Below are 26,226 nucleotides of genomic sequence, written 5' to 3'. Positions count from 1 at the left end.
CCCTCAGTCGTCCTCGCCGTGCAGCCGGCGGCGGACCGAGAGCAGCTCGGTCTCGGGGCGAGCGGCGACCAGGCGCTCGCACGCGTCGAGCACCTCGTGGACGTGCGCCGCCTCGGCGGCCACCACGGCCACCCCGATCTCGGCCCGACCGTGCAGGTCGAGCGCACCCACCTCGGCGGCCGCCACCTCGAAGCGGCGCAGCGCCGCCACGATCGGCCGTACATATGATCTTTTGGCCTTGAGCGACCGGGAGTCGCCCGGCAGCAGCAGGTCGAAGAGCGCGGTTCCGGTGAACATCACCCCGGACGTTACGACCACCCACCGACATGATCAAGGGGTTTACGCCGGATCGGCGTAAACCCCTTGATCACTGTGTCAGCACCGGATCAGGCGCGCGGCTTCTCCCGCATCTCGAAGGTCTCGATGATGTCGCCGACCTGGACGTTGTTGTAACCACCCAGGGTCAGACCACACTCGAAGCCCTCGCGGACCTCCGTCGCGTCATCCTTGAACCGCTTGAGCGAGCTGATCGTGAGGTTGTCCGCCACGACCGACCCGTCCCGCAGCAGCCGCGCCTTGGCGTTGCGGCGGATGACACCCGACCGGACGATGCAGCCGGAGATGTTGCCGACCTTGGACGAGCGGAAGACGTCGCGGATCTCCGCGCTGCCCAGCTCGACCTCCTCGTACTCCGGCTTGAGCAGACCCTTGAGCGCGGCGTCGATCTCCTCGATGGCCTGGTAGATGACCGTGTAGTACCGGATCTCCACGCCCTCGCGGTCGGCGATCTCGCGGACCTTGTTGGCGGCCCGCACGTTGAAGCCGATGATCGTGACCGCCTCGGACGAGGCGCTCGCGAGCATGACGTCGCTCTCGGTGATCGCACCCACGCCCCGGTGGATGATCCGAAGCTGGACCTCCTCCGGGATGTCGAGGTTGAACAGCGCGTCCTCGAGGGCCTCCACGGAACCGGAGACATCGCCCTTGAGCACCAGGTTGAGCGAGGTCTTCTCGCCCTCCTTGAGCTGCTCCATGAGCGTCTCGAGGGTGGCCCGGCCGCGCGAGTTGGCGAAGGACGCCGCCCGCCGCCGTGCCTGCCGCTGCTCGGCGATCTGCCGCACCGTACGGTCGTCCGCCGCGGCGAGGAAGGTGTCGCCCGCGCCGGGCGGCGCGGTGAGACCGAGCACCATGACCGGACGGGCAGGGCCCGCCTCGACGACCTGGTTGCCGTTCTCGTCGAGCATCGCCCGGACCCGGCCGTGCGCCCCACCGGCGACGATCGAGTCGCCCGCCCGCAGGGTGCCCTTCTGCACCAGCACCGTCGCCACCGCACCGCGACCCTTGTCCAGGTGCGCCTCGATGGCCACACCCTGCGCCGGCCCGTCGATCGGAGCGGTCAGCTCCAGCGACGCGTCGGCGGTCAGCAGGACCGCCTCGAGCAGCTCGTCGATGCCGATGCCCGGCTTCGCCGCCACGTTGACGAACATGGTGTCGCCGCCGTACTCCTCGGCTACCAGCCCGTACTCGGTCAGCTGCTGGCGGACCTTGTCCGGGTTGGCCTCCGGCTTGTCGACCTTGTTGACCGCCACCACGATCGGCACGTCGGCCGCCTTGGCGTGGTTCAACGCCTCGATCGTCTGCGGCATCACGCCGTCGTCGGCCGCGACCACCAGCACCACGATGTCGGTGACCTGGGCACCACGGGCACGCATGGCGGTGAACGCCTCGTGACCCGGGGTGTCGATGAAGGTCACCGCACGGTCCTCGCCCTCGTGCGGCACGTGGACCTGGTAGGCACCGATGTGCTGGGTGATGCCACCGGCCTCGCCGGCCACCACGTTCGCCTTACGGATCGCGTCGAGCAGCTTGGTCTTACCGTGGTCGACGTGACCCATGACGGTCACCACCGGCGCACGGCTGACCAGCCGCTCCTCCGCGACCTCGGCGTCGAGGTCGATGTTGAACTGCGCGAGCAGCTCGCGGTCCTCGTCCTCCGGGCTGACGATCTGCACGTCGAACCCGAGGTGCTCACCCAGCAGCTGCAGGGTCTCGTCCGAGCAGGACTGGGTCGCGGTGACCATCTCGCCCAGGTTGAACATCTCCTGGACCAGCGAACCCGGGTTGGCGTTGATCCTGTCGGCGAAGTCCGACAGCGAGGCGCCACGGGAGAGCCGGACGACCTGACCCTGACCCCGGGGAGCACCCGAGCTCATGGTCGGAGCCGACAGGTTGTCGAACTCCTGTCTGCGCTGCTTCTTGGACTTGCGACCACGGGTCGGCCGGCCACCCGGACGCCCGAAGGCACCCGCGGCGCCGCCGCCACGGCCACGACCGCCGCCACCGGGGCGACCGCCGCCACCGGCCGGAGCACCCGGACGGAAACCGCCACCCGGAGCACCGCCACCGCCGCCGCCACCGGGACCGCCACGGTAGCCACCGCCACCGCCGCCGCCACCGGGACCGCCGCGGAAGCCACCGCCACCGCCGCCGCCACCGGGACCGCCGCGGAAGCCACCGCCACCGCCGGCCGGACGACCCGCGCCGCCGCCGGGACCGCGACCGGCCCCACCGGGGCCGGGGCGACCGGTGGCCGGACGCTGGCTCGGCATGGACGCCGGGCTGGGCCGGGGCGGCATGGAGGCCGGGCTCGGCCGCGGCGGCATGCCCGCCGGGCTGGGCCGGGGGCCACCGGCACCGGCGGCCGGGGGCCGCTGCTGCTGTCCGCCCTGGATGCCGAACGGGTTGTTACCGGCGCCGCGCGCCGGCGGACGACCGCCCGGACGGGCACCGGGGCCCGGGGCGGGCGCGCCGGGACGGCCGGCGGCCGGGGAACCCGGACGCGGCGGCACGGCACCCGGGCCGGGACGCGGACCCGGACGGGCCCCACCCTCGGCCGGGGGCTCCCGGCGGACGTTGTCACGCTGCTGCTGACGGGCGGCCTGCGCGGCCTTGACCGCGGCCTCCTGCTCAGCCTTCAGCGCGGCGGCACGCGCCTCGGCGGCCGCCACCTCGATGTCGTGGGCGCTCGCCGGCTTGGCGACCGGAGTCGCCGGCTGCGGCGGGCCGGGGACCGGGCCCTTGGGCTTCGGTCCGGGCGCCGGCGCGGCCGGCCGCCGGGGCGGCATCGGCTTCGCCGAGACCCGGGGGGCACCCGGGGTCGGGGTCGGGGACGGTGTCGCGGTCGGGGTCGGGGTCGGGGCGGCCGCCGCCGGAGCGGACGGCGCCGACGAACCACCGGCGGACGCGACGAATGCGCCACGCAGCCGTCGGGCGACGGGCGCCTCGACGGTGCTGGACGCGGACTTCACGAACTCGCCCATTTCCTTCAGCTTGGCGAGAACGGTCTTGCTTTCGACCCCGAGCTCTTTTGCCAGCTCGTGTACGCGGGCCTTACCTGCCACTGCACTCCTCACTCCGAGGTCGTGCGGGCAGTACCCGCAGCGACCTCACTCGTGCACTTGAAGCCTGGTCATTTCAGGGACTTCATCGTGTGCTCATGTCGGTCGTCCTACCTTGCTAGCGACCTTCGCCCGGTCGGGTTGACCGGACGTCGTGGTTGGCGCATCGACGTACTCCGCGACGGCGCCGTGGTCGGGGACCCCGGCTGTGCGCAGCGCACGCCCGAAGGCGCGACGCCGTACCGCCAGCGCGAAGCAGGCCGGATCCGGATGCATGTGCGCTCCCCGACCCGGCAGCCTGCGGGCCGGATCGGGCCGGAGGCTGTAGCCAGCCTCGTCACCGACCGCGACGATCCGCAGTAATTCGCTGGCCGGCGCGCGTCGCCGGCAACCCACACAGGTGCGCTCCGGCTGTACGCGTCGTACCACTGGAGGAAGTCTACCCCTAGCTGCCCGAGATCGCGCCGCCCGGCTCCGGGACGTGATCAGCTCCGCCCCGGCCAGCCGTGCCGTTCTGCTCCGCGTCCGACCGGATGTCGATCCGCCAACCGGTCAGTCGGGCGGCAAGCCGGGCATTCTGCCCCTCGCGCCCGATCGCCAGCGAGAGCTGGAAGTCCGGAACGGTCACCCGGGCCGCGCGGTTGGCCAGGTCGACGACCTCGACCCGCAGCGCCTTGGCCGGGGAGAGGGCGTTCCCGACGAAGGTCGCGGGGTCGTCCGACCAGTCGATGATGTCGATCTTCTCACCGTGCAGCTCGCTCATCACCGCGCGCACCCGCTGACCCATCGGGCCGATGCAGGCGCCCTTGGCGTTGACGCCCTGGGTGGTGGAGCGGACGGCGATCTTGGTGCGGTGGCCCGCCTCGCGGGCGATCGCGCCGATCTCGACCGTGCCGTCGGCGATCTCCGGCACCTCCAGCGCGAAGAGCTTCTTCACCAGCGCCGGGTGGGAACGGGACAGGGTGATCTGCGGACCGCGCATCCCCTTGGCCACGTGCACCACGACGCAGCGGATCCGCTCGCCGTGCGCGTACCGCTCGCCGGGCACCTGCTCGGACTGCGGCAGCACGCCCTCCAGCTTGCCCAGGTCGACGCTGACGATGCCCTTCTCGACCCGCGCCTCGTGCGCCTGCACCACACCGGTGACCAGGTCGCCCTCGCGGCCCACGTACTCGCCGAAGTGCACCTCGTCGGTGGCCTCCCGCAGCCGCTGGAGGATCACCTGCTTGGCGGTCATCGCGGCGATCCGGCCGAAGTCGTGCGGGGTGTCGTCCCACTCCCGCACCACGGTGCCGTCGGAATCCAGCTCCTGGGCGTAGACCAGGGCCGCGCCGGACTTGCGGTCGATCTCCACCCGGGCGTGCGACTCGGCGCCCTCGGTGTGCCGGTAGGCGGTCAGCAACGCGGTCTCGATCGCCGCGAGGATCGTGTCGAACGGGATCTCCCGCTCGCGCTCGAGTGCGCGCAGCGCCGCGAGGTCGATGTTCACCTCTCCTCGTCCTCCACATCATCTTCGTCGTCGAAGTCGTCGGTGTCCTCGCCGGTCTCGCCGGCCTCGTCGGTGCTGTCGAACTCGTCCGCCTCGTCGATCTCGTCGAGGCGGGTGAACTCGACCTGCACCCGGCCGGGGCCGAGCTCGGCGTAGCGGTGTTCCACGCGGCCGGAGTCGGTCTCCAGCACCACGCGTTCGTCGTCGGCCTCGACCACCCGGCCGGTGACCTGGCGGTCCCCGGTGGGCTGGTCGGCGCGCTGCTCAGCGGGGGCCGCGGCGGCCCGGGCGGTCACCTTGACCAGCCGGCCGACGTTGCGCCGCCAGTGCCGGGGCAGGGTCAGCGGGCGGTCCACGCCCGGAGAGCTGACCTCCAGCTGGTACTCCCCCGCCACGAGGTCGCCGCCGGACTCCTCGGCGGCGTCCAGCGCCGCCGAGACCGCGCGGGAGACCTCCGCCACGGCGTCCAGGTTGATCCCGCCGTCGGCGTCCACGATCACGCGGACGACGTGCCGGCGCCCGGCGCGGGAGACGGAGAGGTCCTCGAGGTCGTAGCCGGCCTGCCCGACCACCGGCTCGATCACCTCGCGCAGCCGGGCCCGCCGGGCCGCGAGGTCACCGCCGCCCCGGGGTGCGCCCGCGCGGTCCCCGCCCCGCGGACCGTCGGTACGACGGGATCGCCCCGTCGGCCCCGTCGGCCTGGTGGCACGACCACGCTGCGTCATCTGCGCACCCTTCTCCTGATCGGCGGCGGCCGGATCGGCCCGCCATGCCGGCACGCCACCGGGGCGGACGCGCCGGTGGCTGCGCAGAGCGTAACGCGCCGCCCCGGCGGCGGGCCGGGCGGCGCACCGACGCCGGTCGCCCACGTACCGGGGTGGATGGTGTTGACTTGTCCGGTGGCGACGGGCAGAACGACGGGGCATCGCGGTGGATCGGGGCATTCCCGGCGAAACGTGCTGCGGGCGGGGGCGCTCGTGGCGGTGGGCGGTGCCGCTGTCCCGCTGACCGGCTGTGATCTTTTCGACCGGGACGGGCCCGAGCCGCCCGACCCGCTGGAGCCCCTCGTGCGTGAGTCCCGCGACCTGGCCGCGCGGTACCGCGCCGCGATCGCCGCCGACCCGGGCCTGACCGACCGGCTCGCCCCGATCGCCGAGGCGCACACCGCGCACGCCGACGAGTTGCAGCGGGTGATCGGACGGCCCGCGCCCTCCGGCTCGGCCTCCCCGGGTGCCCCCACCGCCCCCGCCGGCCGCAACGCGCTGCTCGCGGCGTTGCGCCAGGCGGAGCGGGGCGGGCGGGACAGCGCGGCGAAGGCCTGCGCCGAGGCCCCCGGCGAGCGGGCGGCGCTGCTCGGCTCGATCGCCGCGGCCCGGGCCACCCACCTGGAGGTGCTGCGATGATCCGGCGGACGGCCCCCACCGACCCCGGCCGGGCCCTGGCCGACGCGCTCACCGCCGAGTACGCGGCGATTTACGCCTACGGCCCGATCGGGGTACGGCTGACCGACTCCGCCCGCCGGGACGCCCGCGCGGCCGAGGCGGCCCACCGCACCCGGCGGGACGCGCTGGTGCTGCAGCTCACCGCCGCCGGCGGTCCGGTGCCGCCGGACCGGGTCGGGTACGCGCTGCCCTTCCCGGTCACCGACCGGGCCAGCGCCCTGCGGCTGGCGGTCGAGGTCGAGGAGCGGACGGCGGCGTTCTGGCGGGCGGCGCTGCCGGTGACCGGCGGCGCCGACCGCAACCGGGCCCTGGCCGCGCTCACCGACTGCGCGCTGCGGGCCACCCACTGGCGGCGGGCCGCCGGCGTGACTCCGCTCACCGTGCCCTTCCCGGGACGGCCGGTCTGAACGCGGTGCGCAGCCCTCCGGTTGCGAACCGCATACGGGGTATGCATACTCCGTTGCCATGTCCATCCGCCACGGCCTGCTCGCTCTGCTCGAGCGTGGCCAGATGTACGGCTACCAGCTACGGGCCGCCTTCGAGGAGTCGACCGGCTCGACCTGGCCGCTGAACATCGGGCAGGTCTACACCACCCTCAACCGGCTGGAACGCGACGGTCTGGTCCGTCCGCTGCCGGAGGGCGAGGGTGGGCAGCGGCCGTACGAGATCACCGACGCCGGGCGGGCGGACCTGGCGCTGTGGTTCGTCACCCCGATCAGCCGGGCCGACCGGCCCCGTGACGAGCTGTCCATCAAACTGGCGCTCGCGCTGACCACCCCCGGCGTCGACGTGCGGGCGGTGGTGCAGACCCAGCGCAGCGCCACGATGCGGACGTTGCAGGAGCTGACCCGGCTGAAGTACACCAGCGACCGACCGGAGGACCTGCCCTGGCGGCTGGTGCTGGACGCGATGGTGTTCCAGGCCGAGGCGGAGATCCGCTGGCTGGACCACTGCGAGACGAGCCTGGTCCGGTACCGGCCGGCCCCGGGCGGGGCCACCCCGAGCCGGGTGGAGCAGCGCGACGACGAGCAGGTCCACCGGTGAGCCGGAACCGCCGCCCGGGTCCGGGCGGCACGGCCGGGCCCGCCGTCGCCGCCCAGCGGGAGGACGTGCGATGACCCCGGCGGGAGACGTGGTGCTCGACCTGCGCGACGTCCACCGCACCCATGGCAGCGGCGAGGCCGCCGTGCACGCCCTGCGCGGGGTCAGCCTCACCGTCCACGCCGGTGAGCTGGTCGCCGTGATGGGCCCCTCCGGCTCCGGCAAGTCGACCCTGCTCACCCTCGCCGGCGGGCTCGACAGCCCCACCGCCGGCGAGGTCCGGGTCGAGGGGCAGCATCTCGGGGCGCTCGACCGCCGCCGGCTGGCCCAGGTACGCCGGCGCCGGATCGGCTACGTCTTCCAGGACCTCAACCTGCTGGCCAGCCTCACCGCGGCGGAGAACGTCGCGCTCCCCCTGGAACTGGACGGCGCCGGCGTACGGCCGGCCCGCCGGGCGGCGCTGGCGGCCCTCGACGAGGTGGGCCTGACCGGGCTGGGCGGGCGTTTCCCCGACCAGATGTCCGGCGGCCAGCAGCAGCGGGTGGCGATCGCCCGGGCGCTGGTCGGGGAGCGTCGACTGGTGCTGGCCGACGAGCCGACCGGGGCGCTGGACTCGCAGACCGGGGAGGCGGTGCTGCACCTGCTGCGCCGCCGGGTCGACGCCGGCGCCGCGGGCGTGCTGGTCACCCACGAGGCCCGGCACGCCGGCTGGGCGGACCGGGTGGTCTTCCTGCGCGACGGGGTCATGGTCGACTCCACCGCACCGCTGATCGGCGTCGAGCAACTGCTTTCCGGCAGCGACCGGTGAGCCGCGACCGGCTCACCGGTGCGCTCGGCTCCTGGCGGGCGGCGCTGCGCATCGCCCGGCGGGAGGCGCTGCGGGCCCGCGGCCGGACCGCGCTGGTGCTCGCGATGATCACGCTGCCGGTGCTCGCCCTGACCTTCGTCGCGGTCAGCGCCGACATGGCGGAGCTGACCCGCGCCGAGCGGATCGAACGCCGGCTCGGGACCGCCGACGCCGAGCTGCGCTGGGTGGCGGAGGACGCGGTGACCCAGGAGGCCTGGGGTGAGACCTACTGGGCCCGGCAGGGTGAGGCGGTGACCCGCACCCGCCCGGTGGCCGCCGCCGAGGTGGCCACGCTGCTCCCGGCGGGCAGCCGGGCCACCGAGGTGCGCTGGTGGGTGCCCTTCGACGTCCGGGTGGACGACCGGAACGAGACGTTCCCCGCCCGCGTACTGGACCTGACCGACCCGCTCGCCCGCTCGCTGGTCCGGCTGCGCGCCGGTCGGGTGCCGGCCGCGCCCGACGAGATCGCGCTCAGCGACCCGGCGCGGGACCGGCTCGACGTCCGCGTCGGCGGCATGGTCCGCACCGCCGACGGCAGCCGCGCCTACCGGGTGGTCGGGCTGGTGGAGTTCGCGGACGACCTGCGGGAGCTGGTCGTGCTGCATCCGGACGCGCCGGTGGCGCCCAGCGAGGCGAGCGGCGGGAGCTGGCTGGTCGACCTGCCCGGACCGGTGGACGCGGCACTGGTGGACCGGCTCAACCGGCACGGCGTCACGATCAGTTCCCGGGAACCGGCCCCGGGCACGGAGGCGCCCGGCGACGACGGCCGGTTCGCCCTGCCGGACGCCGAGACGGCCGGCAACGCGACGCTGGTCGGCGGGCTCGCCCTGCTGGAGGTGGTGCTCCTGGTCGGGCCCGCCTTCGCGGTCGGCGTACGACGGCGCCGCCGCGATCTCGCCCTGGTCGCGGTGGCCGGCGGTGACGCCGTCCACCTGCGCCGGATCGTGCTCGCCGACGGGTTGGTGCTCGGCGGCGCGGGCGCGGCGCTCGGGCTGCTGCTGGGCATCGCCGCCGCGTTCGCCGGCCGGCCGCTGGTCGAGCAGTACGTGATCCAGGCCCGCTCCGGCGGGTACCGGGTCTTTCCGGCGGCGCTGGTCGCGATCGGGGCGGTCGCCGTGCTGGCGGGGCTGCTCGCCGCGCTCGCCCCGGCCTGGACGGCGGCCCGGCAGGACGTGGTGGACGGGCTGGCCGGCCGGCGGACCGTGCCGCCGCACCGCCGCCGCTGGCTGGTCATCGGAGTGGCGCTCACCGGCCTGGGCGCGGCGACCGCCGCGGTCGGGGCACAGCGCGGCGGGCAACTGGTGATCCTCACCGGCCTGGTCCTCGGCGAGCTGGGACTGGTCTTCACCATCCCGACCCTGATCGGGCTGTTCGCCCGGGCCGGACGGATGCTGCCGCTGAGCCCCCGGATCGCGCTGCGCGACGCCAGCCGCAACCGCTCCTCCGCCGCACCGGCCATCTCCGCGGTGATGGCCGCGGTGGCCGGCAGTGTGGCCCTCGGCGCCTACGTGGCCAGCGACGACGCCCGCGCCCGGGCGGACTGGCTGCCCGGGATGCCCCCGGGGCATGTGCTGCTGACGCCGTCCGGACCGACCGACCCGCAGCCGCTGCCCGCCACGTCCGCGATCGCCGACGTGGTCCGGGCCGAGTTGGCCGGCGCCGGGGTCGCCCGGCTCGACGTACCGGTCTGCGCGGCGCCGCGCCAGCCCGACGACTACTGCGTCGTCGACGCGGTCGTACCGCCCGACCGGACGTGCCCCTACGACGCGGAGGCGTCCAACTCGCCCGAGCTGCGACGCCGGGCCCTGGCAGATTCGCGCTGCCGGGCACCGGTCCGCGCGCCCGACGGGATCCACCTGCCGGCGGTGGTCGACGACGGGTCGGCCCTGCCCGGACTCACCGGCGCGCCGCCGCAAGAGGTGGCGGCGGCCGCCGCCGTGCTGCGCGCCGGCGGCGCGGTGGTGACCGACCCGCGCCTGGTGGTCGACGGCCGGGTGACGGTCTCGACCAGCCGGCTCGCGGACAGCGCGGAGGTGCGGGCCACGGCCACCCGGACCATTCCCGGGTACGCGCTGCGCGGCGGGCTGCCGGTCGACCGGCTGGTGCTCTCCCCCGCCGCCGCCGGGCAGCTCGACCTGGCCGCCGAGCCGACGGGGTACGTCGTCGACACCGTCGCCCCGCCGAGCGCCGCCCAGCGGGACCGGCTGGCCGCCGCGCTGCGCCCGGTCGCCCCGCTGGTGCCCGAGGTGCAGCAGGAGGAGCCCGCGTCGGACCAGCGTCCGGTGCTGCTCCTGCTCGCCGTCGGCTCCGGTGTCATCACGGTCGGCGCCGCCGGGGTGGCCACCGGGCTCGCCGCCGCGGAGGGCCGCCGGGACCTGTCCACCCTCGCCGCGGTCGGTGCCAGTCCCCGGGTACGCCGGACGCTCTCGCTCTGCCAGGCCGGGGTGATCGCCGGGCTCGGCTCGGTGCTGGGCATCCTGGCCGGCCTCGGCTCCGCGCTGATCATCCTGGTCTCCTTCAACCGGCAGTACGCCCGCTCCTGGCCGGTCGAGTCCCCGTACCCGCTGGTGATGCCCTGGCCGACCCTCGGCGTGCTGGTGCTGGTGCCGCTGGTGGCGATGCTCGGCGCGGCGCTGTTCACCCGGTCCCGGCTGGCCGTGGAGCGCCGCCTGGACTGACTGAGGGTCGTCGAACGGGCACCCGGCGCGAAATTCGGGGGTGCCGCCCGACGCGCCGAGCCGGCAGACTGTCGGCGTGTCCGCTATGGGAACCCTCGCTCGCCGGCTCGGTCACCACGCCTGGTTCGGCGCGACCATGCGCCTACTCGTCCCCGCCGACCGGGCGGTCGGCCGGCTCACCCGGGGCCGGATGATCGCCTTCGGGCTGGTCCCCTCCCTGGTGATCACCACCACCGGCCGCCGCTCCGGCAAGCCGCGCAGCAACCCCCTGCTCTACGTGCGGGACGGCGACGGCTACGTGGTGATCGGCTCCAACTGGGGGCAGCGGCACCAGCCGGGCTGGGCGCTGAACCTGCTGGCTGATCCGGAGGCCGAGGTGGACGTCAAGGGGCGCCGGGTCCCGGTACGCGCCGCGGTGGCCACCGGCGCCGAACGGGAGCGGCTGTGGCGGCTGCTGGTCACCGAGTGGCCGGCCTACCGGACGTACGTGGACCGGGCCGGCGGCCGGGAGATCCGCATCTTCCGCCTGGTCCCGACGGGCGGCGACCGGTCCTGACCCGGCCCCGCGCCGCCCCACCCGACCCGGGCGCGGCGGGCCGGCGCGGCCGGGTGTGGTGGCTAGGGTGGAGTTGGCGCCGGCCGGCGACGACCGCGCCGGCGGGCGGCCCGACGCAACGGTCGCGGGAGGTGGTCGCGGTGGAGCGGAGCAGCGCGCGGGTCGGCGCCGACCCGCACCTGGACGATCCACGGTGGCGGGTCGCCGACCGGGTGGCCGACGCGGCCCGCCGCCGCTTCCCGGCGGAGATCCTGGCGGTGGCGGTGCACGGCCCGCTGGCCCACGGCGACGACGACGGGGGCGGCGACGGGGAGGTCGGGCTGCTGCTGGTCACCTACCGGCCCGGAACGGGGCCGGCCCCGTCGACCCGCCGGGTGGACGGGGTGCTGGTCGACCTGACCGTGGCCGGGGCGGAGGACTACCTGCGGCAGGCCCGGGGGCTGACCCCGCTCTGGCCGCTGACCGCCGACCGGTTCGTCACCACCACCGCCCTGTACGACCCGACGGACTGGCTGCGCGCGCTCCGCGACGAGCATCTCGGCCGGCTGGCCCGGGCCCGCCCGGCGGAGTTCAGCACCGCCGCGCGGCAGGCCTGGTACCGGGGCTGCGCGGCGCACGCCCGGGCCGCCCGGCTCGCCGAGTGGTACGAGACCGACCAGGCGCTGCTGATGCTCGCCGAGGCCCGGCTGGCGGCGGCCACGGTCACCGGCCTGCTCACCCGCACCTACTTCCGCGACCCGGGGGACGCGGTGCGGCGTACCGGGCTGGCCGGGGCGGACATGACCGAGGTGGGGATGGTGCTGTCCGGCCAGGCCGACGAGCTCGCCGCCCGCGGCCGGCCGGTCGACGGCACGGTGGACGACCTGCTCACCCCGTGAGCCGGCGCCGTCCCGGGCCGCCGGAGGCGTCGACGGTGGGCGTCGCCTACCCGCCGGCCTGGACGCCGATGAGGGCGCCGACCAGGTAGGTCGCGGCGGCGGCGGCGGCGCCCAGCAGCAGTTGACGCAGGCCGCCGGACCACCAGGGGCGGTTGGTGAAGCGGGCGACGACCGCACCGGCCACGAAGAGCCCCACCCCGCCGACGCCGAGGGCCAGCCAGAGGTTGTCGAAGCCGAGCAGGTAGGTCAGCAGCGGCACCAGGGCGCCGACGGAGAAGCACAGCAGCGAGGAGATCGCCGCCGCCCACGGGCTGGGCTGCTCGTCGGGGTCGACGCCCAGCTCCTCCCGGACGTGCACCCGCAGCGCCTCCTCGGGGTTGTGCCGGATCGCGTCGGCCACCTGGCGGGCCAGGTCCCGGGGCAGGCCCCGGGCCACCCACGCCTCGGCCAGCTCCCGGGCCTCGGCCTCCGGGTGCCGCTCCAGCTCCCGCCGCTCCTTGGCCACCTCGGCGGCGATCTGCTCGTTGGCCGATCGGACGCTGGTGTACTCGCCCAACCCCATCGAGATGGCGCCGGCGACCAGCCCGGCCGTGCCGGTGAGCACGATGCTGCGCGGGGAGACGCCGCCGCCCCCGACGCCCGCGATCAGGGCGATGTTGGTGACCAGGCCGTCCATCGCACCGAACACCGCCGGCCGCAGCCAACCGCCGGAGACGTCCGCGTGGTGCGCCTCCCGCAGCGCGGCCGGGGTCTCGGTCACGGCAGGGTCAGGATCTCGTAGCCGTCGTCGGTGACGACGATGGTGTGCTCGAACTGCGCCGTCCACCGGCGGTCCTTGGTGACCACGGTCCAGCCGTCGTCCCACATGTCGTACTGGTAGGTGCCGAGGGTGATCATCGGCTCGATGGTGAAGGTCATGCCCGGTTCCATCACGTCGGTCGGGCGCGGGCTGTCGTAGTGCGGCACGTAGAGCCCGCTGTGGAACGCCTCGCCGATGCCGTGCCCGGTGAAGTCGCGCACCACGCCGTAGCCGAACCGCTTGGCGTACGACTCGATGACCCGGCCGATCACGTTGATCTGCCGGCCCGGCTTGACCGCCTTGATGCCCCGCATCATCGCCTCGTGGGTGCGCTCGACCAGCAGCCGGGCCTCCTCGCTCACCTCACCCACGCAGAAGGTGGCGTCGGTGTCGCCGTGCACCCCGTCGAGGTACGCCGTGACGTCCACGTTGATGATGTCGCCGTCCTGGAGCACGGTGGAGTCGGGGATGCCGTGGCAGATCACCTCGTTGAGGCTGGTGCAGCAGGACTTCGGGAAGCCCTTGTAGCCCAGCGTCGACGGGTAGGCCCCGTGGTCGACGAGGAACTCGTGCACCACCCGGTCGATCTCGTCGGTGGTCACGCCCGGCTTGCAGTGCTCACCGGCGAGCTGGGTCGCCTGGGCGGCGAGCCGGCCGGCGACCCGCATCTTCTCGATGGTCTCCGGGGTCTGCACGTGCGAGCCCCGCCACTGCTGCGGACGCTTCTTGCCCACGTACTCCGGACGGGCGATGTGGCCAGGAACCGCTCGCCACGGGGAGAGCGTGCCTGGGGTCAGCGGCGCACGGACGGTCATGACGACAGCCTATCGCCGAGCCTCGTGGTGACCCCCGCCACGGCCGGCCCCCGGCGGTTGTTGCCGTGGCAACCGGGCTGTGCCATTGTGGCTGCGTGGATCAAGGGGGCGCACCTCCCGTCTTCTCCGCGAGCGCGGAGCTCGACGGAGATCACCTCCGCGTACGCGTCACCGGCGAGGTCGACATGGCGACCGCCGACACGATGCTCCAGACCGCCCTCCGCGAGCCCGCCGAGCGGGTCACGCTCGACCTGCGCGGGGTCACCTTCTTCGACTCGGCGGCCATCCACGCGGTGGTCCAGCTGGCCCAGCGCTTCCCCACCGGCGGCCTGACCGTGTACCCGTCCCGGCAGGTCGCCCGGGTGCTGGAGATCTCCGGCCTGGCCGAGCAGTCCTGGCTCCACCGGACCTGACCGCACCGCGCGGGCCGCCGCCGTCTGCGGCGCCTTGCGGTATCCCGGCCGCCCGACACCGCGACATCCCGCACAGCGAGTCGATCCCCCACGGCGGGCGGGTCAGTCCCGCAGCCGCCGGCGCAGCGTCACCTCGGTGCCCGCCGCTGTACGGCTGACCGTCAGCTTGCCGAGCGCCTCGATCAGCGCCAGTCCCCGACCACGGAACCCCGCGCCGGTCGACTCCCGCCACTGGCCGCTGTCGCGCACCGTCGCCACCACGGTGCGGTCCTCGATGGTCACCTCGACGGTGATCGTCGGATCGGTCGGCGTCACCGGGTGCTCGATGGCGTTCGCGGCGGCCTCGGAGATGGCCACGGTGAGGTCGAACAGGTCGGTCTCGCCGACACCGTGCGCGACGAGGAAGTCCTCCAGCCGCTTGCGCAGCACGCTCAGCCGGGTCGGGTCGGCGGGCAGCCGCAGCGCGAACCGGTCCATCTCGGCCGCCTCCAGGGCGAGCACCGCGACGTCGTCGTGCCGGACCCGCCCGGCCACCCGCTCCACCACCGCGTCGACCAGGTCGGCGACGTGCTCGCCGCCGGTGCCCGCGTCGGCCCGCAGCTGGGCGAGGGCCGCGTCGATGCCGGCGTGCCGGTCCTCGATCAGCCCGTCGGTGTAGAGCAGCAGCCGGCCGCCGGGGGCGAGCTGGCCCTCGACGGCACGGTAGCTGGTGTCGGTGATGGCGCCGATGGGCGGGCCGAGGGCCCGCTCGTGCAGGAACGCCACGTCGTCTCCTCGGATCAGCAGGGGGGACGGATGTCCGGCGCTGGCGTAGCGCAGCCGGCCGGTGCGGGGGGTGAACCAGAGGCAGACCACGGTGGCGAACATCTGGCGGTCGGTGGAGCCGACCAGGCGGTTCAGCCGGGTCAGCGCCTGCCCGGGGTCGTAGCCCTCCAGCAGGTAGGCGCGCAGCGCGTTGCGCAGCTGGCCCATCGCCGCCGCCGCGCGCACGCCCTTGCCGACGACGTCGCCGATGACCAGCACGACCTCGTCGTCGGCCACCCCGATCACGTCGTACCAGTCGCCGCCGACCTCCACGTCGGCGCTGCCGGGCAGGTAGCGGCTGGCCACCACGGCGCCGGGGAGCTGGGGCAGGGAGCGCGGCAGCAAGCTGTGCTGCAGGGTGGTGGCGATGCGGTGTTCGGCCTCGTAGAGCTGGGCGTTCTCCAGCCGTACGCCGACCAGGCGGGCGAGCTCGGTCAACGTGGCCTGCTCGGTGCCGTCGCCGTCGCGGCGCCACACCCGCAGTTCGCCCAGGGGGGTGCCGGCGGTGCCGGTCAGAGGCAGCACGTGGGAGGGCTCGGTCGCGACCGGCCCGCCGCCGTCGGCCTCGTAGCGGGCGCCGGTGGCGGTGACCACCACCCGGGCCGCCTCGGTGAGGCTGAGCGCGTGCCGGGCGGCGGCCTGCACCACGTCCGCGGTGGAGCGGGCGGTGTTGATCGCCACCGCCGCGTCGGCCAGGGCGCGCAGCCGACGGATGATCTGCCCGCGCAGCTGGCCCAGTTCGACGTTGGCCCGGACCCGGGCGATCAGCTCCTGACCGGAGAAGGGCTTCGTCAGGTAGTCGTCGGCGCCGACCGACAGCCCGGCGACGGCCTCGGCGGAGCCGGCCCGGGCGGAGAGCAGCACGATCGGCACGTGCCGGGTACGCGGGTTGGCCCGCAGCGCGGTGACCAGCCCGAAGCCGTCCAGCCGGGGCATCATCACGTCGGTCAGCACCAGGTCGAACGGGTGCTCCGTCGCCTGTTCCAGGGCGGCCACGCCGTCCGGCACGGCGACCACCTCGTAGCCGGGACCGAGCAGCCGGGTGACGTGTTCGCGCAGGTCGGCGTTGTCGTCGGCGAGCAGGATCCGGCCCCCGCCCGAGTTGCCGCCGTTCGTCTCCGGCAGCGCGGCGGCATCGCCGTCGCCGGTCCAGAGCGCGGTCTCCGAGACGTAGAGCGACGCCTGCGTCGGCTCGGTCAGCGGCGACGGGCTGCTCGCCACCCGGTCGGCGGGCAGGTGCGCGGAGCCGAACGGAACGGTCACGGTGAAGGTGGTGCCCGCGCCCACCCGGCTGCACACCTCCACGTCCCCGCCGTGCATCTCGACCAGTTCGCGGACCAGCGCCAGCCCGATGCCGGTCCCCTCGTGGCTGCGCGAGCGCACCCCGGGCACCCGGTGGAACCGTTCGAAGACGTGCGGCAGCTCCTCGGCGACGATGCCGACGCCGGTGTCGACCACCTCCAGCCGGGCCATGCCCTCGGCCGCGCGGACCCGCACCCGGATCTCGCCGTCGAAGGTGAACTTCAGCGCGTTGGAGACCAGGTTGAGGACGATCTTCTCCCACATGTCCCGGTCGACGAAGACCGGCGCGGGCAGGGGCGGGCAGTCGACCACCAGGCGCAGCCCGGCCCGGTCGGTGGCGGAGCGGAACGTGCTGGTCAGCCGGGACGTGTAGGCGGCGAGGTCGGTGGGCTGGTAGTGGGCGGCCAGCCGGCCGGACTCCAGCCGGGAGAAGTCCAGCACGGTGTTGACCAGCTTCAGCAGGCGCAGCGCGTTGCGGTGCATGACGGTCATCCGGTCGGTGTACGCCGGGGGCAGCGCCGAGTCGGCGAGCAGGTCCTCCAGCGGCCCGAGGACCAACGTCAGCGGGGTGCGGAACTCGTGGCTGACGTTGGCGAAGAAGTTGGTCTTCGCGCGATCCAGCGCGGCCAGTTCGGCAGCGCGCGCCCGCTCCTGCTCGTACGCCCGCTGCTGGCCGACGGCCCGGGAGATCTGCGCGGCGGCCAGGTCGAGGAAGGTCCGGTACTCGTCGCCGAGCGCGAGCCGGCGGGAGACCCCGACCACCAGCACACCGGACGGTTCGTTGGTGGCGACCAGCGGCAGCACCAGGGCCCGGTCGGCGGCGTGCGCGGGCACCGCACCGAGCAGTTCGGTCACGTCGACCTCGTCGGGGGCGCCGCCCGCGGCGACCCGGGCGAGCACGGGCGGCGGGTCGGCGGCGAGGCCCGCCGGGTCGGTGCCGCCGCAGCCGGCCAGGACGAGCCGGCCGTCGGAGTCGTGCAGGTGGACGAGGACGAACGGGACGTCGACCCGGTGTCCGTCGAGCACCTCGGCCGCGATGCGCCCCACCTCGGGCGCGCTGCGCGCCTCACCGAGCCGGGAGCCGAGTTCGGCCAGCGCCCGCAGCCGCCGTTCGCCGAGCACCCGGGCGGTGGTCTCGTTGACGAAGCAGAAGATGCCGTTGACGCTGCCGTCGGCGTCCCGGATCGGGTCGTAGGAGACGTCGAAGTAGACCTGCTCGACGAAGCCGTGCCGGTCGATCAGGAACGGGTGGTTCTCGCCGTGGTACGGCTCACCGGTGCGGAGCACCCCCTCCAGCACCGGGCCGAGCACGTCCCAGGTCTCCGCCCAGTGCTCGGCGGCCGGCTGGCCGATGACCGCCGGGTGCTTGGTGCCGATGGTGGGCAGGTAGGCGTCGTTGTAGAAGGTGCGGTGGTCGCTGCCCCAGAACATCGCGATCTGCGCCCGGGAGGAGAGCATCATGCCGACCGCGTGGCAGAGCGCCGCCGGCCAGGTCTCCGGGGGGCCGATCGGCGTGCCGGACCAGTCGAAGTCCCGCAGCCGCCGGCCCATCTCACCACCGGCGGCGAACGCCTCGGCCAGCACCGGGGGCAGAGAGCCGTCGCCGGAACGCCCGGACGGAACCCGCCCGTCCTCGCCCAGCTGGGCCGAGCTCATGCACCCTCCCGCTCCGGCCGTGCCCCGTGACGCCTCGGCGTTCACCGGCCGCGCCCCGCCTTCTACCCAGACGGATCAGCAACGTAACGCATCGGTCCGCGCCAACGCTGGTTACCCGGATCTCATCCTGCCGTCATCGGCCGGACACCGCTCGCCGGCGGAGCCGCGCGAGCCGGGGCGGAGACGGTCAGCAGGCCGGCAGGCCGTCGATGCTGGTGGCGTTCTTCCTGCCCCGATAGGCCGCCAGGTCCTCCTCGGTGCGGTGGGCACCCCACTCGATAAGCAGGTCACGCTCGCCGCGGTAGTCCATGAGCGGCACCGCGTACCCGCAGGCGTCGCTGACCCGGTCGAGCGTGACGTTGATCACACTCCGGACGGCGTGCGGGTCGGGCGCGTCCGGAAAGCCGGCCAGTAGCGACGCGAAGCCCGGATCGGTGAGCGGGGTGACGACGCCGCGTCCGTGCAGCCGTACGACCTTGGGCGGACCGGTGAACGCGCAGAACATGACGGTGATCCGCCCGTTCTCCCGCAGGTGCGCGATCGTCTCCGCGCCGCTGCCGTGGTAGTCCAGCCAGGCCACGGTCAACGGGTCGACGACGACGAAGGTGCCGCGCATCCCCTTCGGAGAGACGTTGACGTGCCCGTCGGGGCCGGACGGGGCGGAGGCCACGAAGAAGATCGGCTGCGCCTCGATGAAGTCCCGCAGCCGCCCGCTGATTTCCGGATACACCTTCCCCATGCCGGCCATCGTCGCACCGACGGCCGAGCAGTGGGACGCCCGTTCCCGTCAGCTGGAACGAGCGGCGCGGACCAGGGCGGTCACCGGGCGGGGGTCGGCCTCGTTCTCCGGGTGCCACTGCACCCCGAGCAGGAAGCGCCGCCGCGGATCCTCGATCGCCTCGACGACCCCGTCGTCGGCCCACCCGGTGACGACCAGGCGCCCCGGGTCGGCGACCCCCTGGTGGTGGTAGGAGTTGACCCGGTCCACCCCGGCCATCACCGTCCCCGCCAGACTGCCGGGCGCGAACCGGACCGGGTGCGCGCCGTACCGGCCCGGGGCCGGGCGGTGCCGGTCGTGGCCGACCAGGTCCGGCAGGTGCTGGTGCAGCGCCCCGCCGTGCGCCACCGCCAGCAGCTGCATCCCCCGGCAGATGCCGAGCACCGGCAGGTCGGCGGCGAGCGCCCCGGCGAGCAGCGCCAGCTCCCCGGCGTCCCGGTCCGGGCGGGGCTCGGTACGCGGGTCGGGCCGCCGGCCGTACCGCTCCGGGCCGACGTCGGCCCCACCGGCCAGCACCAGCCCGTCGAGCACCCGGACCACGTCGGCGTCCACGTCGTCCGGAGGCAGCACCACGGCCCGGCCGCCGGCCGCGGTCACCGCCCGGACGTACGCCTGCGGCACCAGGGCCGCCGGCACGTCCCGCCACACCGCCCAGCCGACCGGCTCGACGTACGCGGTGATCCCGATCAGCGGACGGCTCACCGGACGCTCACCGGGCCAGCACCGTTCGCGACTGCGGGGCTCGCAGAACCAGCTCACTCCTCGCGCTCACCGGGCCCGCACCGTTCGCGACTGCGGGGCTCGCAGAACCGGCTCACTCCTCGCGCTCACAGTGGGGTCACGTACGCGCCGGTGATCCCGCCGTCCACCACGAACTGCGCGGCGGTCATGAAGGAGGAGTCGTCGCTGGCCAGGAAGGCCACCGCGGCGGCGATCTCCTCCGGTGCGCCGAACCGGCCCATCGGCACGTGCACCAGCCGGCGGGCGGCCCGCTCCGGGTCGGCGGCGAAGAGTTCGAGCAGCAGCGGCGTGGCGACCGGGCCGGGGCAGAGCGCGTTGACCCGGATCCCCTCCCGGGCGAACTGCACGCCCAGCTCCCGGGTCATCGCCAGCACCCCGCCCTTGCTCGCCGTGTACGCGATCTGCGAGGTGGCCGCCCCCATCAGCGCCACGAAGGAGGCGGTGTTGATGATCGAGCCCCGGCCCTGCCGCCGCATGTGCGGGATGACGTGCTTGCAGCAGAGGTAGACGCTGGTGGTGTTGACCCGCAGCACCCGTTCCCAGGCGTCCAGCCCGGTCTCCAGGATCGAGTCGTCGTCCGGCGGTGAGATGCCGGCGTTGTTGAACGCCACGTCGACCCGGCCGTGCCGCGCCACCACCCCGTCGAAGAGGTCCCGGACCGCCGCCTCGTCGGCCACGTCGGCGGCGACGAACTCCCCGGCCACCTCGTCCGCGGCCCGCTTCCCCGCCTCGGCGTCGATGTCGACGCAGACCACCCGGGCCCCCTCGGCGGCGAACCGCCGCACCGTGGCCAGCCCGATCCCGCTGCCCGCCCCGGTCACCACGGCGACCCGGTCCTGAAGTCGTCCCTGCACGGCGCTCACTCCTCTGTCGCGATGAACACGTTCTTGACGTCGGTGAAGGCGTGCAGCGCGTCCGGCCCCAGTTCGCGGCCGAGGCCGGAGCGCTTCATCCCGCCGAACGGGGTCCAGTAGCGCACCGAGGAGTGCGAGTTGACGCTGAGGTTGCCCGACTCCACCGCCCGGGCCATCCGCAGCGCCCGGCCGACGTCCCGGGTCCAGATCGAGCCGGAGAGGCCGTACTCGGTGTCGTTGGCGAGCCGGACCGCGTCGGCCTCGTCGTCGAAGGGCAGCACCGAGACGACCGGGCCGAAGATCTCCTCCCGCCAGTGCCGGTCGGCCGGGGAGTCGGCGAGCAGCACCGTCGGCGCGTGCCAGAAGCCCGGGCCGTCCGGGCGGGAGCCGGTGAAGGCGACCCGGGCGCCGTCGAGGTAGCCGACCACGCGGTCGCGGTGGGCGGCGGAGATCAGCGGGCCCATCTCGGCGGTGTCGCGGGCCGGGTCCTCCACCCGCACCGCGCGTACCGCCGGTTCGAGCAGTTCCAGGAAGCGGTCGTACACCGGTCGCTGGACCAGGATCCGGGACCGGGCGCAGCAGTCCTGCCCCGCGTTGTCGAAGACCGCGCCCGGGGCGGTGGCGGCGGCGCGCTCCAGGTCGGCGTCGGCGAAGACGATGTTGGCGCTCTTGCCGCCCAGCTCCAGGGTGAGCCGCTTCACCTGCGCCGCGCAGCCGGCCATGATCCGGGTGCCCACCTCGGTGGAGCCGGTGAAGCAGATCTTGCGCACTGCCGGGTGGCTGACGAACCGTTCGCCCACCACCGCGCCCTCGCCCGGTACGACGGTGAACACGTCCTCGGGCAGGCCCGCCTCGCGGGCCAGCTCGGCCAGGCGCAGCGCGGTGAGCGGGGTCAACTCGGCGGGCTTGAGCACCACCGTGTTGCCGGCCGCGAGCGCCGGGGCGAACCCCCAGGCGGCGATGGGCATCGGGAAGTTCCACGGCACGATCACCCCGACCACGCCCAGCGGCTCGTGGAACGTGACGTCGATCCCGCCGGGCACCGGAATCTGCCGGCCGGTCAGCCGCTCCGGCGCGCCCGCGTAGTAGTCCAGCACGTCGCGGACGTTGCCGGCCTCCCAGCGTGCGTTGCCGATGGTGTGCCCGGCGTTGCGCACCTCCAGCGCCGCCAGCTCGTCGAGGTGCGCGTCGACGACGGCGGCGAACCGCCGCAGCAGCCGCGCCCGATCCCCCGGCGCCACCGCCCGCCACGACTCGAACGCCGCCGCCGCCCGCCCGATCGCCGCGTCCACCTCCTCCACCGAGGCCCCGGCAACCTCCCGGAAGCCCTCCCCGGTAGCCGGATCCACCACCACGGTCACCCGCTCCACCCCCCTTCGCCGATCATCGAGTTGTGGTGCTCAGGTGAGCCGTGCACCGCCGGTGGGGCGGGGTCAGAGGCGCTCGAAGCCACGGGTGAGTTCCCAGTCGGTGACGGCGGCGTCGAAGGACGCCAGCTCGACGCGGGCGTGGTTGGCGTAGTGGGCGGCGACCTCGTCGCCGAAGGCGTCGCGGGCCAGCTCGGAGGACTCCCAGAGGGTGAGGGCGTCGCGGAGGGTGCCGGGGACCCGTTCGGCGGTCGGGTCGTCGTACGCGTTGCCGGTGCACTCCGGGCCCAGCTCCAGCTCCCGCTCGATGCCGTGCACCGCCCCCGCGACCAGGGCGGCGATCGCCAGGTACGGGTTGACGTCCGCGCCGGGCACCCGATTCTCCACCCGCATGCCCTGCCCGTGCCCGACCAGCCGCAGCGCGCAGGTCCGGTTGTCGGCGCCCCAGCGCAACGCGGTCGGGGCGAACGATCCGGGCTGGTAGCGCTTGTAGGAGTTGACGTTCGGGGCGAAGAAGAGGCTCAGCTCACGCATCGAGGCGAGCAGCCCGGCGAGCACCCGCTGTCCGGTCACCGACAGGTGCGCCGGCCCGTCGCCGAGCATCGCGGACCGGCCGTCGGCGTCGCGGAGCGAGAAGTGGATGTGGCAGGAGTTGCCCTCGCGGGCGTTCGGCTTGGCCATGAAGGTGATCGACATGCCCTCCTGAGCGGCGATCTCCTTCGCCCCGTTCTTGTAGATCACGTGGTGGTCGGCGCAGGCCACGGCCTCGTCGTAGCGGAACGCGATCTCATGCTGGCCGAGGTTGCACTCCCCCTTGGCGCTCTCCGGGGTCAGCCCCGCGCCGGCCATCTCGGTGCGGATGCGGCGCAGCAGAGGCTCCACCCGGGCGGTGCCGAGCAGCGAGTAGTCCACGTTGTACTGGTTGGCCGGGGTCAGGTCGCGGTAGCCGCGCCGCCAGGCGTCCTCGTACGAGTCGCGGAAGAGCACGAACTCCAGCTCGGTGCCCGCGTACGCGGTCAGGCCGTGCGCGGCGAGGCGGTCCAGCTGGCGGCGCAGGATCTGCCGGGGCGAGGCGACCACCGGACCGGAGCCGTCCAGCCAGGCCAGGTCGGCCAGGAGCATGGCGGTGCCCGGCTGCCAGGGCACCCGGCGCAGGGTGCGCAGGTCGGGCACCATGGCGAAGTCGCCGTACCCGCGCTCCCAGCTGGACATGGCGTACCCGTCGACGGTGTTCATGTCGACGTCGACGGCGAGCAGGTAGTTGCACCCCTCGCTGCCGTGGGCGACCACCTGGTCCAGGAAGAAGGGGGCGTGGAACCGTTTGCCCTGCAAGCGGCCCTGCATGTCGACCAGGGCCAGCACCACGGTGTCTATCTCGCCGCCGACGACGGCGACCCGCAACTCTTCCAGCGTGAACGGCGTTCTGCTCATCAGCGGGCCTCCATCACCAAGGTCTACTGGCAATCCGGATCACCGTCAATGCCCCGGCGTCGTCGGCGGCAATCCCGATCGAGGAGTTCACATGCGTCGTCGCGTCGTTCTGTCCGTCGTCACCCTCCTCGCCGTCGGCCTGAGCCCCGCCACCGCCGGGGCCGCCGAACAGCCGGCAGGCGGGCCGGCCGCACCGCCGGGAAGCTCGCCGGCCACGCGGCCGGCGAGCGGTCTGGTTCCGCAGCCGCCCTCCGAGGGCTTCGATTTCACCCGGCCACAGGTGGTCGCGACCGGGCTCCAGGTCCCCTGGGGGCTGGACTTCCTGCCCGACGGCAGCGCCCTCGTCGCCCAGCGCGACCTGGGCACCGTCGTGCGGGTGCGCCCCGGCGCGGCACCTGAGCAGGTGGCGCGGATCCCCGGGGTGGTCGCCGGCGGCGAGGGGGGCCTGCTCGGCCTGGCCGTCTCCCCCACGTTCCGGCGGGACCGGCTGGTCTACGTCTGCTTCACCACCGCGTCCGACCTGCGGATCGTGCGGTTCCGGCTCGACCGGCCGCAGTCGGTGCAGGTGATCCTGAGCGGTGTCGCCCGCGCGTCGACGCACGCCGGCGGCCGGATCGCGTTCGGGCCCGACGGGATGCTCTACGCCGGCATCGGTGACGCGGGCGTGCCCGCCACCGCCCAGGACCTGGCCAGCCGCAACGGCAAGATCCTGCGAATGCGACCGGACGGAGGCGTGCCGGCGGGCAACCCGTTCGCGGGGTCGCTGGTCTACAGCTACGGCCACCGCAACGTGCAGGGTCTCACCTGGGACGCGCGGGGCCGGTTGTTCGCCACCGAGTTCGGCCAGAGCCGGTGGGACGAGGTGAACCGGATCGTCCGGGGCGGCAACTACGGCTGGCCGGTCGTGGAGGGCCGCAGCGGCGACCCCCGGTTCCGCGACCCGGTCGTCGTGTGGACCCCCGCCGAGGCGTCCCCGAGCGGCGCCGCCTACGCCGCCGGCAACCTCTTCGTCGCCGCCCTGCGGGGAGCCCGGCTCTGGGTCGTACCCGTCGCCCCCTCCGGTCGGGTCGGCACCCCCTTCGCCGAACTGCGCGGCGCCCACGGCCGGCTCCGTACCGTCGAGGTGGCGCCGGACGGCGCGCTCTGGGTGACCACCAGCAACCGCGACGGGCGCGGCACGCCGGCGGCGGACGACGACCGGATCCTCCGCTTCACCGCCGGCGGGCGCCACCCGTAGCCGGCGCGGGGCCACGGGTGGCGCGCGCCGGCTCAGGCCGGTTCGTCGGCCCGGGTGCCCTCCGGGGCCGGCCGCGGGGCCGGCAGGTCGACGGTACGGCGGGGGCCGGTGAACCACTTCCGGGCCGAGGCGTACCACCAGACGGCCACGAGCAGCAGCACGCCACCCACGGCGAGCGGGGCGTAGTTCACCGCCGACCAGCTGAAGTCGGCGTTGCCGGGCACCCCGGCGGGGACGATCGGCAGCACGAAGTAGACCGAGATGACGGCGATCTCGATCACCGCGATCCAGCCGAGCAGCTTGTACTTCGGGCCGAGCGTCCACGGACCGGGCTGGAACCGGTCGCCCATCCGCAACCGCAGCGCGATCGGGATGACGAAGGAGAGGTAGAGCCCGATCACCGCCACCGAGACCACCGCGTAGAAGGCGACCGGGATGCCGGACGGGCTCTGGTAGAGGGCGGGCAGGGTGAGCACCAGGCCGGCCGCCGTGGCCCCGATGATCGCGTTGACCGGGGTGCCGTTGCGGTCCACCCTCGACCAGAGCCGCCAGCCGGGCACCGCGCGGTCCCGGCTGAACGCGTACGCCATCCGGCTCATCGAGGTCACGCAGCTCATCCCGCAGAAGAACTGCCCGATGGTGGAGATGATGATGACGGTCTTGAAGAAGAACGGCGTCAGCGCCGACTCGAAGATCGCCCCGGAGAAGCCGCCGGCGGCGTTGACCGCCTCGACGTCGGTGGCGGCGAAGAGGAAGGCCAGCAGCAGGATCCAGCCGCCGACCGCCGAATAGAAGATCGACTGCCAGAGGCCGCGCGCGGCGGCCGACGAGGCGCCCCGGGTCTCCTCGGAGACGTGCGCGCAGGCGTCGAAGCCGGTGATCGTGTACTGGGTGAGCAGGAAGCCCAGCGGCAGCACGTAGAACCAGAAGGTCAGCCCGCCGGTGTCGCCGTCGCCGAAGCCGGAGTTGTTGAACCGCTCGGTGAAGACGAACCGGAAGCTCTGGTGGTCGTCCGGGACGAGGAGCAGGATGGCCACCACGGCGGCCGCGCCGGCCACGTGCCACCAGACCGAGACGTTCTGGAGTACGTCGATGATCCGGTGCCCGAAGATGTTGATCAGGCCGTGCAGCACCAGGATCACCACGAAGAGCACGAACGCCTGGCGCAGCGTGCCCGCCCAGCCGTCGAAGAGCGCCGACAGGGTCAGGTTGAGGAAGGTGGCGCAGCCGTAGTCCACCGACGCGGTCACCGCGACCAGCCCGATCAGGTTGAGCCAGCCGGTGAACCAGCCGTGCACCGGCCGGCCCATCTTCGCCGCCCACCAGTAGATGCCGCCCGCCGTCGGGTACGCCGAAACCAGCTCGGCCAGGCAGAAGCCGATGATCAGGATGAACAGCGAGATCAGCGGCCAGCCCCAGGAGACGGCGACCGGACCGCCGTTGTTCCACGCCTGGCCGAAGGTGGTGAAGCAGCCGGCCAGGATCGAGATGATCGAGAACGAGATGGCGAAGTTGGAGAAGCCGCTCCACTTGCGGCGCAGCTCCTGCTGGTAGCCGAGTTCGGCGAGCCGTCGGGCGTCGTCGTCCATCGGTTGCTCGGCGGTCGGCGAGGGCGTCGTGGCCACTGCACACCTCCCTGAGGTGGTCCCCGGTACGAGTTCGCCCGAGTCTCGTCCGGCTGATCACGACGGTCAATCGGT

Annotated in this window: 23 protein-coding genes; 9 read left to right on the top strand and 14 right to left on the bottom strand. The window is 74.2% G+C overall.

Features of this window, described 5'->3' with window-relative positions:
- Positions 1-3: 3 nt before the first annotated feature.
- The 5 genes from V6U79_RS02695 to rimP form a co-directional block, all read right to left on the bottom strand.
- A complete protein-coding gene (locus V6U79_RS02695) occupies positions 4-297 on the bottom strand; it encodes a DUF503 domain-containing protein (protein ID WP_334523122.1) in 294 nt (97 codons plus the stop codon).
- Between the two features lie 89 nt (positions 298-386).
- Positions 387-3,401, bottom strand: coding sequence for a translation initiation factor IF-2 (infB, locus tag V6U79_RS02690; RefSeq protein WP_334523119.1), 3,015 nt, complete (start codon positions 3,399-3,401; stop codon positions 387-389).
- A 93-nt stretch (positions 3,402-3,494) separates the two neighbouring features.
- The gene (locus V6U79_RS02685) at positions 3,495-3,827 is read right to left on the bottom strand and encodes a YlxR family protein (protein WP_334523116.1); all 333 of its coding nucleotides are present in this window, start codon (positions 3,825-3,827) and stop codon (positions 3,495-3,497) included.
- 16 nt (positions 3,828-3,843) lie between these two features.
- Entirely contained in the window at positions 3,844-4,887 is a 1,044-nt protein-coding gene (gene nusA, locus V6U79_RS02680; RefSeq protein WP_334523113.1) for a transcription termination factor NusA, read from the bottom strand.
- Positions 4,884-5,612 carry a ribosome maturation factor RimP gene (rimP, locus tag V6U79_RS02675; RefSeq protein WP_334523110.1) on the bottom strand — a complete coding sequence of 243 codons (729 nt, stop codon included), beginning with the start codon at positions 5,610-5,612 and terminating at the stop codon, positions 4,884-4,886. Before rimP ends, nusA begins: the two co-directional genes overlap by 4 nt.
- 231 nt (positions 5,613-5,843) lie before the next feature.
- Between rimP and V6U79_RS02670 the strand changes: the two genes are divergently transcribed.
- The 7 genes from V6U79_RS02670 to V6U79_RS02640 all read left to right on the top strand — a co-directional run bounded on the left by V6U79_RS02670 (position 5,844) and on the right by V6U79_RS02640 (position 12,329).
- Complete coding sequence (locus V6U79_RS02670; RefSeq protein ID WP_334523108.1) at positions 5,844-6,290, top strand: hypothetical protein; 447 nt, start codon at positions 5,844-5,846, stop codon at positions 6,288-6,290.
- Positions 6,287-6,736 carry a ferritin-like domain-containing protein gene (locus V6U79_RS02665; RefSeq protein WP_334523105.1) on the top strand — a complete coding sequence of 150 codons (450 nt, stop codon included), beginning with the start codon at positions 6,287-6,289 and terminating at the stop codon, positions 6,734-6,736. Before V6U79_RS02670 ends, V6U79_RS02665 begins: the two co-directional genes overlap by 4 nt.
- A gap of 58 nt (positions 6,737-6,794) precedes the next feature.
- Positions 6,795-7,373: a PadR family transcriptional regulator gene (locus V6U79_RS02660; protein WP_334523103.1), complete on the top strand. Its 579-nt coding sequence runs from the start codon at positions 6,795-6,797 to the stop codon at positions 7,371-7,373.
- Between the two features lie 70 nt (positions 7,374-7,443).
- On the top strand, positions 7,444-8,178 hold the full coding sequence (locus V6U79_RS02655) for an ABC transporter ATP-binding protein (RefSeq protein WP_334523100.1): 735 nt from the start codon (positions 7,444-7,446) through the stop codon (positions 8,176-8,178).
- Complete coding sequence (locus V6U79_RS02650) at positions 8,175-10,895, top strand: FtsX-like permease family protein (protein WP_334613331.1); 2,721 nt, start codon at positions 8,175-8,177, stop codon at positions 10,893-10,895. Before V6U79_RS02655 ends, V6U79_RS02650 begins: the two co-directional genes overlap by 4 nt.
- 85 nt (positions 10,896-10,980) lie before the next feature.
- The gene (locus V6U79_RS02645; RefSeq protein ID WP_442933293.1) at positions 10,981-11,451 is read left to right on the top strand and encodes a nitroreductase family deazaflavin-dependent oxidoreductase; all 471 of its coding nucleotides are present in this window, start codon (positions 10,981-10,983) and stop codon (positions 11,449-11,451) included.
- A 140-nt stretch (positions 11,452-11,591) separates the two neighbouring features.
- Positions 11,592-12,329, top strand: a complete 738-nt coding sequence (locus tag V6U79_RS02640; protein ID WP_334523091.1) for a nucleotidyltransferase domain-containing protein — start codon at positions 11,592-11,594, stop codon at positions 12,327-12,329.
- Between the two features lie 46 nt (positions 12,330-12,375).
- Here the strand turns inward: V6U79_RS02640 and V6U79_RS02635 are convergent, their stop codons facing one another.
- Both V6U79_RS02635 and map read right to left on the bottom strand, forming a co-directional pair.
- Positions 12,376-13,089 carry a VIT1/CCC1 transporter family protein gene (locus V6U79_RS02635; protein ID WP_334523088.1) on the bottom strand — a complete coding sequence of 238 codons (714 nt, stop codon included), beginning with the start codon at positions 13,087-13,089 and terminating at the stop codon, positions 12,376-12,378.
- Positions 13,086-13,943: a type I methionyl aminopeptidase gene (gene map / locus V6U79_RS02630; protein ID WP_334523085.1), complete on the bottom strand. Its 858-nt coding sequence runs from the start codon at positions 13,941-13,943 to the stop codon at positions 13,086-13,088. Before map ends, V6U79_RS02635 begins: the two co-directional genes overlap by 4 nt.
- Before the next feature lie 95 nt (positions 13,944-14,038).
- Here map and V6U79_RS02625 point away from each other — a divergent pair, with 95 nt between their 5' ends.
- Positions 14,039-14,356, top strand: coding sequence for an STAS domain-containing protein (locus V6U79_RS02625; RefSeq protein WP_334523082.1), 318 nt, complete (start codon positions 14,039-14,041; stop codon positions 14,354-14,356).
- Positions 14,357-14,458: 102 nt separating this feature from the next.
- On the opposite strand, the gene V6U79_RS02620 is transcribed toward V6U79_RS02625, so the two are convergent.
- From V6U79_RS02620 to V6U79_RS02595, 6 genes are all read right to left on the bottom strand, one after another.
- A complete protein-coding gene (locus V6U79_RS02620) occupies positions 14,459-18,118 on the bottom strand; it encodes a SpoIIE family protein phosphatase (protein ID WP_334613330.1) in 3,660 nt (1,219 codons plus the stop codon).
- A 187-nt stretch (positions 18,119-18,305) separates the two neighbouring features.
- On the bottom strand, positions 18,306-18,857 hold the full coding sequence (locus V6U79_RS02615) for a pyridoxamine 5'-phosphate oxidase family protein (RefSeq protein WP_334613329.1): 552 nt from the start codon (positions 18,855-18,857) through the stop codon (positions 18,306-18,308).
- 48 nt (positions 18,858-18,905) lie between these two features.
- Complete coding sequence (locus tag V6U79_RS02610; RefSeq protein WP_334613328.1) at positions 18,906-19,598, bottom strand: gamma-glutamyl-gamma-aminobutyrate hydrolase family protein; 693 nt, start codon at positions 19,596-19,598, stop codon at positions 18,906-18,908.
- 125 nt (positions 19,599-19,723) lie between these two features.
- The gene (locus V6U79_RS02605) at positions 19,724-20,491 is read right to left on the bottom strand and encodes a 3-oxoacyl-ACP reductase (protein ID WP_334613327.1); all 768 of its coding nucleotides are present in this window, start codon (positions 20,489-20,491) and stop codon (positions 19,724-19,726) included.
- Positions 20,492-20,496: 5 nt separating this feature from the next.
- On the bottom strand, positions 20,497-21,852 hold the full coding sequence (locus V6U79_RS02600; protein ID WP_334613326.1) for an aldehyde dehydrogenase family protein: 1,356 nt from the start codon (positions 21,850-21,852) through the stop codon (positions 20,497-20,499).
- Positions 21,853-21,924: 72 nt separating this feature from the next.
- The gene (locus tag V6U79_RS02595; RefSeq protein WP_334523064.1) at positions 21,925-23,289 is read right to left on the bottom strand and encodes a glutamine synthetase family protein; all 1,365 of its coding nucleotides are present in this window, start codon (positions 23,287-23,289) and stop codon (positions 21,925-21,927) included.
- Positions 23,290-23,380: 91 nt separating this feature from the next.
- Here V6U79_RS02595 and V6U79_RS02590 point away from each other — a divergent pair, with 91 nt between their 5' ends.
- Complete coding sequence (locus tag V6U79_RS02590) at positions 23,381-24,526, top strand: PQQ-dependent sugar dehydrogenase (RefSeq protein ID WP_334613325.1); 1,146 nt, start codon at positions 23,381-23,383, stop codon at positions 24,524-24,526.
- Between the two features lie 32 nt (positions 24,527-24,558).
- Here V6U79_RS02590 and V6U79_RS02585 read toward each other — a convergent pair whose 3' ends face one another.
- Positions 24,559-26,151, bottom strand: a complete 1,593-nt coding sequence (locus V6U79_RS02585) for an amino acid permease (protein WP_334523058.1) — start codon at positions 26,149-26,151, stop codon at positions 24,559-24,561.
- Positions 26,152-26,226 lie beyond the last annotated feature (75 nt).

This window comes from Micromonospora psammae (genome assembly GCF_036902725.1).
In the GTDB taxonomy this organism is placed as follows: domain Bacteria; phylum Actinomycetota; class Actinomycetes; order Mycobacteriales; family Micromonosporaceae; genus Micromonospora.
This window is presented reverse-complemented; position numbering and strand designations above follow the sequence as displayed.